The sequence below is a fragment of the Amycolatopsis xylanica genome, assembly GCF_900107045.1.
GTDB lineage: Bacteria > Actinomycetota > Actinomycetes > Mycobacteriales > Pseudonocardiaceae > Amycolatopsis > Amycolatopsis xylanica.
Window position 1 is genome coordinate 181,384 of sequence record NZ_FNON01000003.1, and the last position, 14,669, is coordinate 196,052.

At 68.6% G+C, this 14,669-nt stretch carries 14 protein-coding genes; 6 read left to right on the forward strand and 8 right to left on the reverse strand.

Features of this window, described 5'->3' with window-relative positions:
- Nucleotides 1-44 precede the first annotated feature (44 nt).
- Together serA and BLV57_RS14620 are read right to left on the reverse strand one after the other, a co-directional pair.
- The gene (gene serA, locus BLV57_RS14615; protein WP_091289289.1) at nt 45-1,643 is read right to left on the reverse strand and encodes a phosphoglycerate dehydrogenase; all 1,599 of its coding nucleotides are present in this window, start codon (nt 1,641-1,643) and stop codon (nt 45-47) included.
- A gap of 115 nt (nt 1,644-1,758) precedes the next feature.
- On the reverse strand, nt 1,759-2,304 hold the full coding sequence (locus tag BLV57_RS14620; RefSeq protein WP_091289290.1) for a TetR/AcrR family transcriptional regulator: 546 nt from the start codon (nt 2,302-2,304) through the stop codon (nt 1,759-1,761).
- A gap of 80 nt (nt 2,305-2,384) precedes the next feature.
- Between BLV57_RS14620 and BLV57_RS14625 the strand changes: the two genes are divergently transcribed.
- The 4 genes from BLV57_RS14625 to BLV57_RS14640 all read left to right on the forward strand — a co-directional run bounded on the left by BLV57_RS14625 (nt 2,385) and on the right by BLV57_RS14640 (nt 6,619).
- Nucleotides 2,385-3,239, forward strand: a complete 855-nt coding sequence (locus BLV57_RS14625) for a TIGR03620 family F420-dependent LLM class oxidoreductase (protein ID WP_091289291.1) — start codon at nt 2,385-2,387, stop codon at nt 3,237-3,239.
- Nucleotides 3,236-4,048, forward strand: a complete 813-nt coding sequence (locus BLV57_RS14630; RefSeq protein ID WP_091289292.1) for a TIGR03620 family F420-dependent LLM class oxidoreductase — start codon at nt 3,236-3,238, stop codon at nt 4,046-4,048. Before BLV57_RS14625 ends, BLV57_RS14630 begins: the two co-directional genes overlap by 4 nt.
- Before the next feature lie 40 nt (nt 4,049-4,088).
- Entirely contained in the window at nt 4,089-5,207 is a 1,119-nt protein-coding gene (locus BLV57_RS14635) for an ankyrin repeat domain-containing protein (RefSeq protein WP_091289293.1), read from the forward strand.
- A gap of 530 nt (nt 5,208-5,737) precedes the next feature.
- A complete protein-coding gene (locus tag BLV57_RS14640) occupies nt 5,738-6,619 on the forward strand; it encodes a nuclear transport factor 2 family protein (RefSeq protein WP_091289294.1) in 882 nt (293 codons plus the stop codon).
- Here the strand turns inward: BLV57_RS14640 and BLV57_RS14645 are convergent.
- The 4 genes from BLV57_RS14645 to BLV57_RS14660 all read right to left on the reverse strand — a co-directional run bounded on the left by BLV57_RS14645 (nt 6,616) and on the right by BLV57_RS14660 (nt 10,336).
- Nucleotides 6,616-6,864: a DUF397 domain-containing protein gene (locus tag BLV57_RS14645; RefSeq protein WP_091289295.1), complete on the reverse strand. Its 249-nt coding sequence runs from the start codon at nt 6,862-6,864 to the stop codon at nt 6,616-6,618. The two genes, BLV57_RS14640 and BLV57_RS14645, sit on opposite strands and share 4 nt — an antisense overlap.
- Nucleotides 6,865-6,940: 76 nt before the next feature.
- On the reverse strand, nt 6,941-7,954 hold the full coding sequence (ilvC, locus tag BLV57_RS14650; RefSeq protein WP_091289296.1) for a ketol-acid reductoisomerase: 1,014 nt from the start codon (nt 7,952-7,954) through the stop codon (nt 6,941-6,943).
- 40 nt (nt 7,955-7,994) lie between these two features.
- Nucleotides 7,995-8,501, reverse strand: a complete 507-nt coding sequence (ilvN, locus tag BLV57_RS14655) for an acetolactate synthase small subunit (RefSeq protein ID WP_091289297.1) — start codon at nt 8,499-8,501, stop codon at nt 7,995-7,997.
- The gene (locus tag BLV57_RS14660) at nt 8,498-10,336 is read right to left on the reverse strand and encodes an acetolactate synthase large subunit (protein WP_091289298.1); all 1,839 of its coding nucleotides are present in this window, start codon (nt 10,334-10,336) and stop codon (nt 8,498-8,500) included. Before BLV57_RS14660 ends, ilvN begins: the two co-directional genes overlap by 4 nt.
- Before the next feature lie 287 nt (nt 10,337-10,623).
- On the opposite strand from BLV57_RS14660, the gene BLV57_RS43940 reads away from it, so the two are divergent.
- Nucleotides 10,624-11,040 (forward strand): PH domain-containing protein, encoded by a 417-nt coding sequence (locus BLV57_RS43940; protein ID WP_245757324.1) that lies wholly within the window; start codon nt 10,624-10,626, stop codon nt 11,038-11,040.
- Between the two features lie 36 nt (nt 11,041-11,076).
- Nucleotides 11,077-12,921, forward strand: a complete 1,845-nt coding sequence (ilvD, locus tag BLV57_RS14670; RefSeq protein WP_091289299.1) for a dihydroxy-acid dehydratase — start codon at nt 11,077-11,079, stop codon at nt 12,919-12,921.
- Between the two features lie 97 nt (nt 12,922-13,018).
- On the opposite strand, the gene BLV57_RS14675 is transcribed toward ilvD, so the two are convergent.
- Both BLV57_RS14675 and BLV57_RS14680 read right to left on the reverse strand, forming a co-directional pair.
- Nucleotides 13,019-13,558: a DoxX family protein gene (locus BLV57_RS14675; protein WP_091289300.1), complete on the reverse strand. Its 540-nt coding sequence runs from the start codon at nt 13,556-13,558 to the stop codon at nt 13,019-13,021.
- A gap of 81 nt (nt 13,559-13,639) precedes the next feature.
- Complete coding sequence (locus BLV57_RS14680; protein WP_091289301.1) at nt 13,640-14,602, reverse strand: hypothetical protein; 963 nt, start codon at nt 14,600-14,602, stop codon at nt 13,640-13,642.
- Nucleotides 14,603-14,669 lie beyond the last annotated feature (67 nt).

The window sequence follows — 14,669 nt, forward strand, 5'->3', positions numbered from 1 at the left end:
CCCGGGAAATGCGCCCGGGATAAAGCCCGCTAAATCACGACTGCCTAGCCCAGGTGGATGCCGCGGATGGTGTGGGTGCCCACGCCCGCGCCGATCGGCTCCAGGAGGTGGGCGCCGACCTCGCGGTCCACGCGCAGCAGCATGACCGAGTCCGAGCCGTCGGTGGTCTGGCTGATCTGCGCGGCCTCGATGTTCACGCCGGCCTCGCCGAGCAGGGTGCCGACGCGGCCCATGATGCCGGGACGGTCGGGGTACTCGAGCAGCAGCACGTCGCCCTCGGCACGCAGGTCGAAGTGGCGGCCGTTGACCTCGACGATCTTCTCGACCTCCTCCTTCCCGGTGACCGAGCCGGAGACGGTGAGCGTCTGGCCGTCGGCGGTGACCACGCGGATGGTGACCGCGCTGCGGAACTTCGGGCTCTCGGTCTCGGTGACCAGCTCGACCTGCACGCCACGGTCCGACGCGAGGCGCGGCGCGTTGACGAAGGTGACCTGCTCGTCGACGACGCCGGTGAAGACACCGCGCAGCGCGGCCAGCTGCAGGACGCTGACGTCCTCGCCGGCGAGCTCGCCCTTGACCACGACGGTGACCGAGGCCGGGGCCTTCGGGTTGAGCGCGGACAGCACGGTGCCGAGCTTCTGGGTGAGCGAGAGGTACGGGCGGACGTGCTCGCCGACCGTGCCGCCGCCGGTGACGTTGACCGCGTCGGGCACGAAGTCGCCGCGCAGCGCCAGCAGCGTCGAGCGCGCGACGTCGGTGCCCGCGCGGTCCTGCGCCTCGGCGGTCGACGCGCCCAGGTGCGGGGTGACGACCACGTTCGGCAGGTCGAACAGCGGGCTCTCGGTGGTGGGCTCGGTGACGAAGACGTCGATGCCCGCGCCGCCGACGTGGCCGGAGCGGATGGCGTCGGCGAGGTCCTCTTCGACGATCAGGCCACCGCGCGCGGCGTTGACGATGATGACGCCCTGTTTGGTCTTCTTGAGCGCTTCGGCGTCGATGAGGCCCTTGGTCTCGGGCGTCTTCGGCAGGTGGATCGAGATGAAGTCGGCGCGCTCCAGCAGCTCGTCCAGCGTGACGAGCTCGATGCCGAGCTGCGCGGCGCGGGCGGCGCTGACGTAGGGGTCGTACGCGATGAGCTTGGTGCCGAACGCGGCGAGGCGCTGCGCGAAGAGCTGGCCGATCTTGCCGAGGCCGACCACGCCGACGGTCTTGCCCTGCACCTCGACGCCCGAGTAGGAGCTGCGCTTCCACGCGCCGCCACGCAGGCTCTCGCTGGCGGCCGGGACGCGGCGGGCGACCGCGAGCAGCAGCGCGACCGCGTGCTCGGCGGCGCTGACGATGTTGGAGGTGGGGGCGTTGACGACCAGCACGCCGCGCTCGGTGGCGGCGGGCACCTCGACGTTGTCCAGCCCGACGCCCGCGCGGGCGACGACCTTCAGGCGGGTGGTCGCGGCGAGCACCTCGGCGTCGACCTGGGTCGCGGACCGCACGAGCAGCGCGTCGGCGCCCTTCACGGCCTCGAGCAGCGCGGCGCGGTCGGTGCCGTCCACATGCTGGACGTCCACCTCGTCACCGAACACGCTGAGGACGGAGGGCGCTAGCTTTTCCGCGATGAGGACGACGGGCTTGCTGGCATTGGTCACGACGCTGCTCCCACTATTTGGTCACTAAATCGAGGACGCTCTCAACGGCGCACGACGTTGTGCCCGGATGGGCCGCAGTTTAGCTCTGCGCACCCCTACCTTGCCGAGTGCATTGTTAACTTGCCCGCAACCCGGTGACAACAAGGGCGAAAAGCCGATCCATCCCATCATCGGACGGATGATGTTCACTCGCCCAAACGACGGCGTGGGTAAGGAGAAGCAGCTCGCGCGTGGTCGCGCCCTCCCGCAGTTCGCCCGCCTCGTGCGCCCGGTCCACCAGCTGAGACACCGCGTCCTGCATCTCATGACATGAGACGTAGAGCGGCGAGCCGGGCTGGTTGATGGCGGCCGCCATCGCCTCCGGCAGGCCTTTGTACTCCCCCGACGTCCTGCCGAGCCCGAGCAGCCAGGCCGTGAGCGCCTCGAACGGCGACGGGTGGTCGAGCAGCTCGCGCGCGGCGGCGGCCTGGGTGTCGAACCGGTCCCTGAGCAAGGTCTCGATGAGCGCCTCGCGGGTGGGGAAATGCCGGTAGAGCGTGCCGATCCCGACTCCCGCGTTGCGCGCGATGTCCTCCAGCGACGCCTCGACGCCGTGGCTGCGGAACGCGAGTTTCGCCTCGCTGAGCAGGCGTTCGTAGTTGCGGAGGGCGTCGGCGCGCATGAGCCAGACAATAGTGGGTGACAAATCGGAGGCAACCTCCGTATATTAACCGGAGGCAGCCTCACCTTCTGGAGGGAATCGTGATCGAGGAAACGCGCGCCCGCTTGGGCCCGGTGGGGGTCTGGCTCCCGTCGGCGCCACTCGGCCCGCCGCTCGAAGCCGAGCGAAGAGCGAACCAGCGCATCGAGGAGCTGGGCTACGGCTCGGCGTGGAGCGGCGAAGGCGTCGCCGCCCGCGATCTGTTCGACGTCACCGAAGACCTGCTCGGCGCCACGTCACGGCTGACGATCGGCACCGGCATCGCGAACATCTGGGCCCGCGACGCGCGGACCGCCCAAGCCCGCGCGAGTGCGCTCGCGGCGGCTCATCCCGGCCGTTTCGTGCTCGGTGTCGGCATCGGCCACGCGTTCCAGACGGAGTCGGCCTACCAGCCGCTGGCGCAAACCCGAGCGTATTTGTCCACAATGGACTACTCGGCGTCACCGCTGGTGCTGGCCGCCGTCGGCCCCCGGATGCTCGAACTGGCCGGGGAGCTGACCGATGGCGCGCACCCGTTCGCCCAGCCTTTCGAGCACACGCCGTACGCCCGCGAGATCCTCGGCCCGGACAAGCTGCTGATCCCGCATCAGGCCGTCCTGCTGGGCACGCGGGACGAGGCGCGCGCCGCGCTCACGCGAACGGTCGAGCAGATGACCAAGTTCGAGATCCCGCACTACATGAACAGCTGGAAACGGCTCGGCTTCACCGACTTGAGCGACCGCCTCGTCGACAGCCTCTATGCCTGGGGTGACGAGGAGTCGATCGCCGGACGCGTCCGGCTGCTGCTCGACAGCGGCGCCGACCACGTGCTCGTCTCCCCCGTCGGAGCCACCCTCGAATCCATTGTGGACCAGCTCGCCCGGCTCGCGCCCGCGTTGAAGGAGATCACCCGATGAGCGTCGGAATCTGGACTTTCGCCTTGGAGGGCAAGAAACCCGCCGAGATCCGCGATGCCGCGCTGGAGGTCGAAGACCTCGGCTTCGACACGCTCTGGTTCGGCGAGGCCTACGGTCGCGAAGCCTTCACGCAGGCCGCCGTCCTGCTGGCCGCGACCACCCGGTTGCGCGTCGCCACCGGCATCGCCCAGACCTCCTGGCGCGAACCGGCCGCGGCGGCGGGCGCCGAACGCCTGCTCGACCAGGCCTACCCCGGCCGCTTCGTGCACGGCCTCGGCGGCCACCGCGTCGGCAAGCGCCCGGTCGCCGCGATCCGCGACTACCTGACCGCCCTCGACGAGGCCTTGGACGAGCCCGCGCCGACCCGGGTCATCGCCGCGCTCGGCCCCCGCATGCTGGAGGTCGCCCGCGACCACGCCGACGGCGCGCATCCGTACTTCGTCCCGGTCTCCCACACGGCCTTCGCCCGAAGCGTGCTGGGGCCCGGCAAGTTCCTCGCGGTCGAGCAGGCGGTCACCTTCGACCCGGCGCTGGCGCGCGAACACGTCGGCCTCTACGTGAAGTACGCCCCGCACCACCAGGCGAACCTGCGCCGCCTGGGCTTCACCGACGACGAGCAGGCCGCCGCCGCGCCCCGCTTGGTCGACGCGATCGTCGCGGTCGGCGAAGACGCCATCGCCGCCCGAGTCCAAGCGCAGCTCGACGCGGGCGCCGACCACGTCTGCCTCCAAGTGCTCACCGGCAACGACGACCTCCCGCTCGCCGAGTGGCGTGCGCTGAAAGGGGTCGTGAGTGGTATTGCCGGTTAGAATCGGCCGCATCACTCACGACCCCGGTTAGGCTTGGCGAATGCAGGCTTACCAGCCCGATCCCGAGTACTACGCCGAGCGGGCGCTCGGGCTGCTCGAGTCCGCCGAGGACGGCACGCCGGGAGCGGTCGAAGCGTTCGGGGAGCTGCCGCGCGACGAGGAGGGGGCGCGGACCGCGCTCGCGCGGGCGCATGGGTTCGCGACGTGGCGCGACCTGCTCAAGCATGTCGCGCAGGTGGGCGACGAGCCGTTCGCGCGGGCTTACCGGGCCATCGAGGAACGCGATCTCGAAAGGCTCGCGCTGATCGTCGACGAGCATCCCGAAGTCGTGGATGTCCGTGGTACCAACGGAAACGACCTCCTCGGCATGGCGGGCGCGACCTGCGACGAGCGGCTCAGCAAGGTCCTGCTCGACCGGGGCGCCGACCCGGCGCGCGGCAACGTCCACGGCTGGACCCCGCTGCACCAGGCCGCGTACAGCAACCTCCCGCTCCTGATCGACCTGCTCCTCGACGCGGGCGCGCCGACGGACGTCTCAGCACGCGGCGACGGCGGCACGCCGCTCGTCGTGGCGTTGTTCTGGGGTCATCGCGAAGCGGCGGAGAAGCTCGCCGCACGGAGTCTCGCGCCAGGCAATCTCCGGGTCGCGGCGGGGCTCGGGCGGCTCGATCTGCTCGACGCCGGTGGTGAGCATCGGCAGTTTTACCGGCCGCACAGCGGTTTCCCGCGCTGGAAGCCGACGGACGACCCCAGCGAAGTCCTCAACGAGGCCCTCACCTGGGCGGCCCGCAACGACCGACCGGAAGCGCTGGAGGCGCTCGTCGCCCGAGGCGCCGATCTCGAAGCCGACGTCTATCGCGGCACGCCGCTGCTCTGGGCCGCCGCGCAGGGCAAGACCGCCGCGGTCCGCGCGCTGCTCGAACTCGGCGCGAATGTCAACGCCCAGGCCACTTTCGGCGGCCCCGGGCATGGCAAGGACGTCACCGCGCTGCACCTGGCCGCGCAGAACAACGCGCTCGACGTCCTCGACGTACTGCTCGACGCCGGGGCGGACCCGACGATCCGTGACGGCCTTTTCGACAGCACGCCCGCGGGCTGGGCCGAGCACTGCGGCAGCCCCGAAGCGCTGGAAAAGCTCGTGAGTGTTGCGGCCGGTTAGAACCGGCCGGTTTTTGGCGATCTACGCCTGGCCTGGGCTTGGCTGGTCGGTATGAACGGGGCTTGTGTCACGCTCAGCGGAACGACAGTGACTTATGTGTGGTGGTGCGTGGGAAACGAGGCGTTCAACGCTTCGTTTCCCACACCCCGGGCCCCGGTCTGGGTGACACGGGCGGCCCTTGTCACCCAGAGTGTTGCAAGGGCGGCCCTTGTCACGTGTCCAGGGTGGACGAGTCCGAGCGAGTGGAAGAATTTCTGCATCTAACGGAGCAAACCTTCCACTCGCGCCGAGACTCGCGTGGTAAGTAGCCGGGTACCGGTCCGCTAGAACCGGCCGCAACACTCACGACCCCGATCTCGCATGGCCGGACCGTGGGCGAGGTCTCGCGCAAAGGCTCGCCCGAGTCTGATCACGCGGCGTGCCTCAAGGTCGCCATCTCATCGAACCCTGCCCAAGGAACTAGACAAGCGGAGTCGTGAGTCCGTATCGTCGGGGATACGGACTACGGACTCCGTTTACTGGGAGGATTCATGCCAACACCACGCGAAGTGTTCGACAAGCTGTCCGAGGGCGTCACGAGCGGCGACTGGAGCGAACTTTCCGCGCTCTACGCCGAGGACACGGTCGTCGAACACCCGCAGCGCCCGCCCGCGCCGACCAGGGTCGTCGGCAGGGCGACCGTGCACGAGCAGTTCACGAGGGGGCTCGTGTCGCAGCTCCGGTTGCGGCGCAAGAACGTGCTGATCCACGAGACCACCGATCCCGAGCTGATCGTGGCCGAGTACGACTACTCCGGCGAGGCGCTGGCCACCGGGAAGACCTTTGAGGCAGCCAATATCCAGGTGCTGCGCGTCCGCGACGGGCTCATCCAGTGGTCGCGGGACTACCACGACTACCTGCGTATCGCCGCCGCCCGCGACGGGCTCGAAGAACTCGCGGACGGGGCCGAAAAGGCCGAGATCACCGTCGAGCCGCTGCCGGAACGCCCGGTCAGCACGGCCGATCCGAAGAGCCCGCGCGGTGTGTTCGAGCGGCTCGTCTACGGCGTCTCAGACGGGAAATGGGATGAGCTGGCGGATCTCTACGCCGAGGAAACCCACGTCACGCACCCGTTCTTGCCTGGCGCTCCGGCGCTGAAGTCGCGGCAGGATCTGCGCGAGCACTTCGCTCAGGTTTCCCGGAGCGCGACCAAGATTCAGGCACGTGACCTGGTCATCTACCAGTCGACGGATCCGGAGGTGGTCATCGGCGAGTTCGTCTACCAGGGTGAATCGGTGCGGCCGTACCGGGTTTCGAACATCTTCGTCATGCGCGTGCGCGACGGGCTGATCGTCGAATCCCGTGACTATGGGGATTACGTGGCGCTCGCCGCGGCGGGCGGCTGGCTGCGTGACCTGATCAAGCGGCTCTAGCCGGGAAGGTCGAACTCGCCGTCGCGGACACCCGCGACGAACGCGTCCCATTCGGACTGCGTGAACACCAGGGTGGTGCCGCCGTGGCGCATCGCCCAGTAGGTGTGGCCGTCGGTGTGCGGGACGGACGCGTACTCGATGCAGTCCTCCGGGGCGAGGCCGTCGGCCTGCGCCCTGATCCACTCCGCGCCGGTCAGATCCAGTTCGTGGCGGATGTGGGCCTTGTCGTCGACGGACTCGCTCATGGTGCTCAGCTTATCCCGACGGGATTTAGCGGGCTTTATCCCGGGAAAACACCCGGGATAAAGCCCGCTAAATCACTTAGGCCGTCTCGGTGATGGGGCGGTCCACCCACGACATGAGGCCGCGCAGCTTCGCGCCGGTCTCCTCGATCGGGTGCTCGGCGCCCTTCTTCTCGAGCGCGTGGAAGTTCTCGCGGCCGTTCTCGTCCTCGGCCACCCACTCGCGGGCGAAGGTGCCGTCCTGGATCTCGCCCAGAATCTTCTTCATCTCTTCCTTGACCGCCGGCGAGATGACGCGCGGGCCGCGGGTCAGGTCGCCGTACTCGGCGGTGTCGGAGACCGAGTAACGCTGGCGGGCGATGCCGCCCTCGTACATCAGGTCGACGATCAGCTTGAGCTCGTGCAGCACCTCGAAGTACGCGATCTCCGGGGCGTAGCCGGCCTCGGTCAGCACCTCGAACCCGGTCTGCACCAGCGCGGAGGCGCCACCGCAGAGCACGGCCTGCTCACCGAAGAGGTCGGTCTCGGTCTCCTCGGTGAAGGTCGTCTTGATGACACCGGCTCGCGCGCCACCGATGGCGGCCGCGTACGACAGCGCCAGCGCCTGCGCGCCGCCGGTCGCGTCCTGCTCGACCGCGATGAGCGCCGGGACGCCCTTGCCGTCGACGAACTGGCGGCGGACCAGGTGACCAGGGCCCTTCGGGGCGACCATCGCGACATCCACATTGGACGGCGGCTTGATCAGGTCGTAGCGGATGTTGAAGCCGTGACCGAAGAAGATCGCGTCGCCGTCCTTGAGGTTCGGCTCGATGTCGTCGGTGTAGATGAAGCGCTGCTTGGTGTCCGGAGCCAGGATCATGATCAGATCGGCTTCCTTGGACGCCTCGGCGGGCGTCAGGACACGCAGGCCCTGCTCCTCGGCCTTGGCGCGGGACTTGGACCCCTCGGGCAGGCCGATGCGGACGTCGACGCCCGAATCGCGCAGGCTCAGCGCGTGGGCGTGGCCCTGGCTGCCATAGCCGATGACGGCGACCTTGCGGCCCTGGATGATGGACAGATCGGCATCGTCGTCGTAGAAGATTTCGACGGACATGAGAGGGGGTTTTCCTTTCCTGACAACAACTACAAGAGAATCAGCGGGGCGAGGTGGCGGTGATCGAGCGGGCGCCCCTGCCCACCGCGACCATGCCGGACTGCACGAGCTCACGGATCCCATAGGGCTCCAGCATCCGGAGCAGGGCGCCGATCTTGTCCGACGTGCCGGTGGCCTCCACGGTGAGGGCCTCCGGCGACACGTCGACCACCTTGGCACGGAACAGCTGCACGGTTTCGAGCACCTGGCTGCGGACGGTGGCGTCCGCGCGGACCTTCACCAGCAGCAGTTCACGCTGCACGGCGGAGGCCTTTTCGAGTTCCACGATCTTGATGACGTTGACCAGCTTGTTGAGCTGCTTCGTCACCTGTTCGAGCGGTAGCTCTTCGACCGCGACCACGATCGTCATCCTGGACACCTCGGGGTTCTCCGTGGGTCCGACGGCGAGTGACTCGATGTTGAAACCGCGACGGGAGAACAGGCCGGCGACGCGGGCCAGCACACCGGGCTTGTTCTCGACCAAAACACTCAGTGTGTGGGTGCTCATTCGCTGACCTCGTCATCGTCAAACAGCGGGCGGATGCCGCGCACGGCCATGATCTCGTCGTTGCCGGTCCCGGCGGCGACCATCGGCCACACCTGGGCGTCCTTGCCGACCACGAAGTCGATCACCACGGGGCGGTCGTTGATCTCCATCGCGCGCTTGATGACCTCGTCGACCTCTTCCTTCGTCTCGCAGCGTAGCCCGGCGCAACCCAGCGCCTCGGCCAGCAGCGTGAAGTCGGGAATGCGGTGCTTGTGAGTACCGAGATCGGTGTTGGAGTACCGCTCCGAGTAGAAGAGGTTCTGCCACTGGCGCACCATGCCCAGGTTGCCGTTGTTGATCACGGCGACCTTGATCGGGGCGCCCTCGATGGCGCAGGTGGCCAGCTCCTGGTTGGTCATCTGGAAGCAGCCGTCGCCGTCGATGGCCCAGACCTGCTTGTCCGGCATGCCGAACTTGGCGCCCATGGCCGCCGGGACGGCGTAGCCCATGGTGCCGAGGCCGCCGGAGTTGATCCAGGTGCGCGGGTTCTCGTACTTGATGAACTGGGCGGCCCACATCTGGTGCTGGCCGACGCCTGCCGCGTAGATGGCGTCCGGGCCGACGAGCTGGCCGATGCGCTCGATGACGTACTGCGGGGAGAGCGTGCCGTCCTCGGGCCACTCGTAGCCCGCCGGGTAGCCCTCGCGCAGGCCGTTGAGCTGGGTCCACCACGCCTCGATGTCGGGGCGGCCGCTGTGGTCGAACTCGGTGCGCACGGCGGCGGTCAGCTCGGTGATGATCTCCGCGCAGTCGCCGACGATCGGCACATCCGCCTTGCGGTTCTTGGAGATCTCGGCCGGGTCGATGTCGGCGTGCACGATGGCCGCGTCCGGCGCGAACGAGTCGAGACGGCCGGTGACCCGGTCGTCGAACCGCGCGCCGAGGGTGATCAGCAGGTCGGAGCGCTGCATCGCGGCGACCGCGGCGACCGTGCCGTGCATGCCCGGCATGCCCAGGTGCTGCCGGTGCGAGTCGGGGAACCCGCCGCGCGCCATCAGCGTGGTGACCACCGGGATCCCGGTGTACTCGGCCAGCTCCAGCAGCTGCTTCGACGCCTGCGCCTTGATGACGCCGCCGCCGACGTAGAGCACCGGCCGTTTCGCACCCTGGATCAGGCGGGCGGCCTCGCGGACCTGCTTGCCGTGCGGACGCAGCGTCGGGCGGTATCCCGGCAGGCGCATCTCCGGCGGCCAGCTGAAGGAGGTCATCTCCTGCAGGACGTCCTTGGGGATGTCGACCAGGACCGGGCCCGGGCGGCCAGTCGACGCCAGGTGGAACGCCTCGGCGATGGTGCGCGGGATCTCGGCCGGGTCGGTCACCAGGAAGTTGTGCTTGGTGATCGGCATGGTGATGCCGCAGATGTCGGCTTCCTGGAACGCGTCGGTGCCGATCAGCGGGCGGCTCTGCTGCCCGGTGATCGCGACCACCGGCACCGAGTCCATGTTCGCGTCGGCCAGCGGGGTGACCAGGTTGGTGGCGCCGGGACCCGAGGTCGCCATGCAGACGCCGACCTTGCCGGTGGCCTGCGCGTAGCCGGTCGCGGCGTGGCCGGCGCCCTGCTCGTGGCGGACCAGGACGTGGCGGACCTTGGTCGAGTCGAGCAGCGGGTCGTAGGCGGGGAGGATCGTGCCACCCGGAATGCCGAAGACCACCTCGGCGCCGACGGCTTCAAGCGAGCGCACAAGCGACTGCGCGCCGGTTACCCGGATGGGCGTTCCGGCGGGCGGGGTCGGCTTCGGGCGAGCTGAGCTTGGCGACGGCGGTGAAGCTTCCGATCGCGATGTGGCGCTTGTCATCGGTTCTGCCCCGGGGGTCTAGGTGTCACTCTTTCGGGTACTTCTCTTGCGTAGGCAACAAAAAACCCTCGCCGACCGTAAGGTCGCACGAGGGTCGCGCATCGACGCAGCGGAAATGCTTCCTAAGCGTCGATGCGCTGAGGAAGTACGAGGCCGGTCTGCGGTGTCACGGACGGAACGTTAATCGGTCGCCGTCAATAGTGTCAACTCTGCGGGATGGCGATTCCGCATGCTGGACATCCCGACCCGCTTTCCGAACGTCTCACGGACCGGTGCACCATCTTCGCGTGGCCGAAAAAGACCAGGCAGAGCCCAAAGCCGTGTTCCGGATCCCAGGTATCGCGTACCTGGCGATCGCCCTTCTAGTGGTGTGCGTCATACCGCTCGCCTTCGGCGGGATTCCGGGACTGCAAGCGCTGATGCTCGTGCCGGTCGCGCTGATCGTGTTCGTGGCGAGGACCAGGACGACCGCGCACGCGGGCGGGCTGACCGTGCGCACCGTGTTCGGGCAGCGCGAACTTCCTTGGGAAGCGCTCAAAGGATTGGCGATTTCGAAAAGCGCGCGCGTGAGCGCGGTTCTTTCCGATGACAGCAAAGTCGGACTTCCGACAGTCCGGACCAGGCATCTTCCGGTGATCGCCGTGGTCAGCGGCGGACGCATGAAAGACCCCTCCGGGCTCACGGATACTCCGAACGAGGAGTAAATTGGTAGGACCAGTCCGTCGGACCTTGGAGTAGCTGTGCCTCAGCTCCGTTCCCGAACCACCACTCACGGCCGCAACGCCGCGGGCGCGCGCTCGCTCTGGCGTGCGACCGGCATGACCGACAGCGACTTCGGCAAGCCGATCGTGGCCATCGCCAACTCGTACACCCAGTTCGTGCCGGGGCACGTGCACCTCAAGGACCTCGGCGAGATCGTGGCCGAGGGCGTGAAGGCCGCGGGCGGCGTCGCGCGCGAGTTCCACACGATCGCCGTCGACGACGGCATCGCCATGGGTCACTCCGGGATGCTGTACTCGCTCCCGTCGCGCGAGATCATCGCCGACTCGGTCGAGTACATGGTCAACGCGCACCAGGCCGACGCGCTCGTCTGCATCTCCAACTGCGACAAGATCACCCCCGGCATGCTCAACGCCGCGCTGCGGCTGAACATCCCGGTCGTGTTCGTCTCCGGCGGCCCGATGGAAGCGGGCAAGGCGGTCGTGGTCGGCGGGGTCGCGCAGGCGCCGACCGACCTCATCACCGCGATCGCGGCCTCGGCCAGCAGCGAGGTCGACGAGGACGGGCTGTCCATTGTGGAGCGCTCGGCCTGTCCGACCTGTGGCTCCTGCTCGGGCATGTTCACCGCGAACTCGATGAACTGCCTCACCGAGGCGCTCGGCCTTTCGTTGCCGGGCAACGGTTCCACGCTGGCGACGCACGCGCTGCGGCGCACGCTGTTCGAAGACGCCGGCCGCACGGTCGTCGAACTGTGCAAGCGCTGGTACGGCGAGGACGACGAATCCGTGCTGCCGCGCTCGATCGCGAACAAGAAGGCGTTCGAGAACGCGATGGCGCTGGACATGGCCATGGGCGGCTCGACCAACACGGTCCTGCACATCCTCGCGGCCGCGCAGGAGGGCGAGATCGACTTCACGATCTCCGACATCGACGCGATCGGCCGCCGCGTGCCGTGCCTGTCCAAGGTCGCGCCGAACTCCGACTATCACATGGAAGACGTCCACCGGGCCGGCGGCATCCCGGCCATCCTGGGTGAGCTGCACCGCGGCGGGCTGCTGAACACCGACGTCCACTCGGTGCACTCGCCGGACCTCGAGTCCTGGCTGAACGAGTGGGACGTGCGCGGCGGCAAGGCGTCTTCTCGTGCTTTGGAACTCTTCCACGCTGCGCCCGGTGGCGTGCGCACCACGCAGGCCTTCTCCACCGACGCGCGCTGGTCCTCTTTGGACACCGACGCCACCGATGGCTGCATCCACGACGTCGAGCACGCGTACACCGCCGACGGCGGCCTCGCGATCCTGCGCGGCAACCTGGCCGAGAACGGCGCGGTCATCAAGTCCGCCGGTATCGACGAGGACCTGTGGCACTTCCAGGGCCCGGCACGGGTGCTGGAAAGCCAGGAGGAAGCCGTCTCCGCGATCCTCAAGAAGGAGATCCAGCCCGGTGAGGTGCTGGTGATCCGCTACGAGGGTCCGGCGGGTGGGCCCGGCATGCAGGAGATGCTGCACCCGACCGCGTTCCTCAAGGGCTCCGGCCTCGGCAAGAAGTGCGCCCTGATCACGGACGGCCGCTTCTCCGGCGGCTCGTCGGGCATCTCGGTCGGCCACATCTCCCCCGAGGCGGCCGCCGGCGGTCTCATCGGCCTGGTGGAGAACGGCGACCAGATCCTCCTCGACGTCCACGAGCGCCGCCTCGAGCTGCTGGTCGAGCCCGAGATCCTGGCCGAGCGCCGCTCGAAGATGGAGGCCTCGGAGCGCCCATGGCAGCCGGTCGACCGGGTCCGCCCGATCACCGCGGCCCTGCGCGCCTACGCCCGCATGGCCACCTCGGCCGACACCGGCGCCGTCCGCGACCCCAGCAAGTAAAAAAATCCCAATGTGGCTTTCGTCAGCTTTCGTCTGACGAAAGCCACATTGGCGGCCTGAAAACTGACCAATGCCGCATTGGGATTTTTTCCCCGGGTCAGCGGCAGAGGACCAGGACTACGACTGAGGCGGCGACCGAGAGGAGCAGGGCGAGCAGGCCGATCGGCATCGGACGCTTGCGCCAGGGGGTGTTGCGGTCGAGCGAGATGCGGCCCGCGCCCATGCACAGGATCGACAGCGCGACGCCGGCCAGGAGCAGCTCGAACTCGAAGCCCTTGCCCGAGCCCTCGAAGAAGCCGCCACGGAACTTCACGTAGACGATGTTGATCGCGACGCCGAGCAGCGCGGCCGAGGCGACCGGGGTGAACAGGCCGACGATCAGCAGCAGGCTGCCGCCGAGCTCGGTCACGCCGGTGATCCACGACAGCAGCGTCGTCTGGGTCGTGTAGCCGAAGCCGGTGAGCACCTTCGCGAAGCCGTCGATGCCGGGCCCGCCGAACAGGCCGAACAGGTGCTGCAGGCCGTGCGCGCCCATGATGACGCCGAGCAGCAGCCGCAGGACCAGCAGGCCGACGTCCAGCCCGCCGTGCCAGCGGTCGGGCTCGCGCGCCGGCGCGTCCTCGACCGGGTTGAGCATGCCGCCGGACTCATACGGTTCAGTCGTCACGGATCGCAGGGTAGAGGATTCGCCCAGGTCCGGCCGGGACAACGCGCGGGCTCACGGCCGGTAGGTCGACACCAGCTCCGGCCGGTAGTCACCGCTCCGCCGCGGGTAACGCCGGTGCACGATGTGCCCGGCCGGGCAGGCGTCGTCGGACCGGTCACGCGAGAATTCGGTCCACACCAGCTCGACGTACACGCATCGGGAGTCCCGGTCGAGGTCGGCGACCCAGATCTCCACCGCGTCGAGGCATTCGCGCAGCCGGACCGAGCCCGCCGCCTGATGGTTCCCGTTGTCGACCAGCGTGGTCCGCTCGGCGCAGTGATCGGGATTGCGGTCGACCTCGGCGGCCACCGGCCGGGAGGCGAGCACGCGGTAATCGGGATTGTCGTCGGTCGGGGACCACGGCCACGGCAGCACCCCGCCCATGAAGGCCGCCGCGAGCAGCACCGAGATCGCCGCCGTGACCGCGGCGGCGATCAGCCAGGGTCTGCGCCGGTCGCGACGCGACCGCGGCGAGGCGGCACGAAGCTCGAGGACGCCGGAGTCACGGGGTTCGGGCACCACGCGACCGTCGAGGATCGCGCGGCGGCCGCGCACGATCACCTGCGCGTCGCCCGCCCGCCGGTCGGCGGCCTCCGCTTCGGCGACCAGCACCTGAATGCGTTGACTGGCCGCCAACAATGGCACGGTCGCGTCCAGCGTCAATTCCTCGCCGAGGATCTCATGGCACGCGCGGGCCACCGCGACCACGAGCGGCGTATTGGTGAGACATTCGGTTTTACCGGTGAAAACGCCGCCGATCAGGTCTTTGTCGATCCCGTAATACCACCCGTTGGCGCGGATGACCTCGTCGATATGCCGCAGCGAACCCGGCTGCCGCCGTTTGACCGCCGATCCGCGCACCGGCGTATAAGTGCCTTCCTGACGCACCCGCGTCGCGATGGTGCCCAGATAGGACGACATCAGCTTCGCCGCTTTGTCGACCTCCGCCCACCACGGTTCCCTGTACCCGGCCACGGCTTCCTCCCCGAAGTCACTGGTAGAGCTGTCTTTCATAGTGCTGCGCCGCGCCCGGACTGTCCCC

Excerpts from the sequence above, each read along its gene's own strand:
- BLV57_RS14620 (WP_091289290.1), bottom strand. The coding sequence starts at position 2,304 with ATGCGCGCCGACGCCCTCCGCAACTACGAACGCCTGCTCAGCGAGGCG.
- BLV57_RS14630 (WP_091289292.1), top strand. The coding sequence starts at position 3,236 with ATGAGCGTCGGAATCTGGACTTTCGCCTTGGAGGGCAAGAAACCCGCC.
- BLV57_RS14635 (WP_091289293.1), top strand. The coding sequence starts at position 4,089 with ATGCAGGCTTACCAGCCCGATCCCGAGTACTACGCCGAGCGGGCGCTC.
- BLV57_RS14640 (WP_091289294.1), top strand. The coding sequence starts at position 5,738 with ATGCCAACACCACGCGAAGTGTTCGACAAGCTGTCCGAGGGCGTCACG.
- BLV57_RS14645 (WP_091289295.1), bottom strand. The coding sequence starts at position 6,864 with ATGAGCGAGTCCGTCGACGACAAGGCCCACATCCGCCACGAACTGGAT.
- ilvC (WP_091289296.1), bottom strand. The coding sequence starts at position 7,954 with ATGTCCGTCGAAATCTTCTACGACGACGATGCCGATCTGTCCATCATC.
- ilvN (WP_091289297.1), bottom strand. The coding sequence starts at position 8,501 with ATGAGCACCCACACACTGAGTGTTTTGGTCGAGAACAAGCCCGGTGTG.
- BLV57_RS14660 (WP_091289298.1), bottom strand. The coding sequence starts at position 10,336 with ATGACAAGCGCCACATCGCGATCGGAAGCTTCACCGCCGTCGCCAAGC.
- BLV57_RS14675 (WP_091289300.1), bottom strand. The coding sequence starts at position 13,558 with ATGCTCAACCCGGTCGAGGACGCGCCGGCGCGCGAGCCCGACCGCTGG.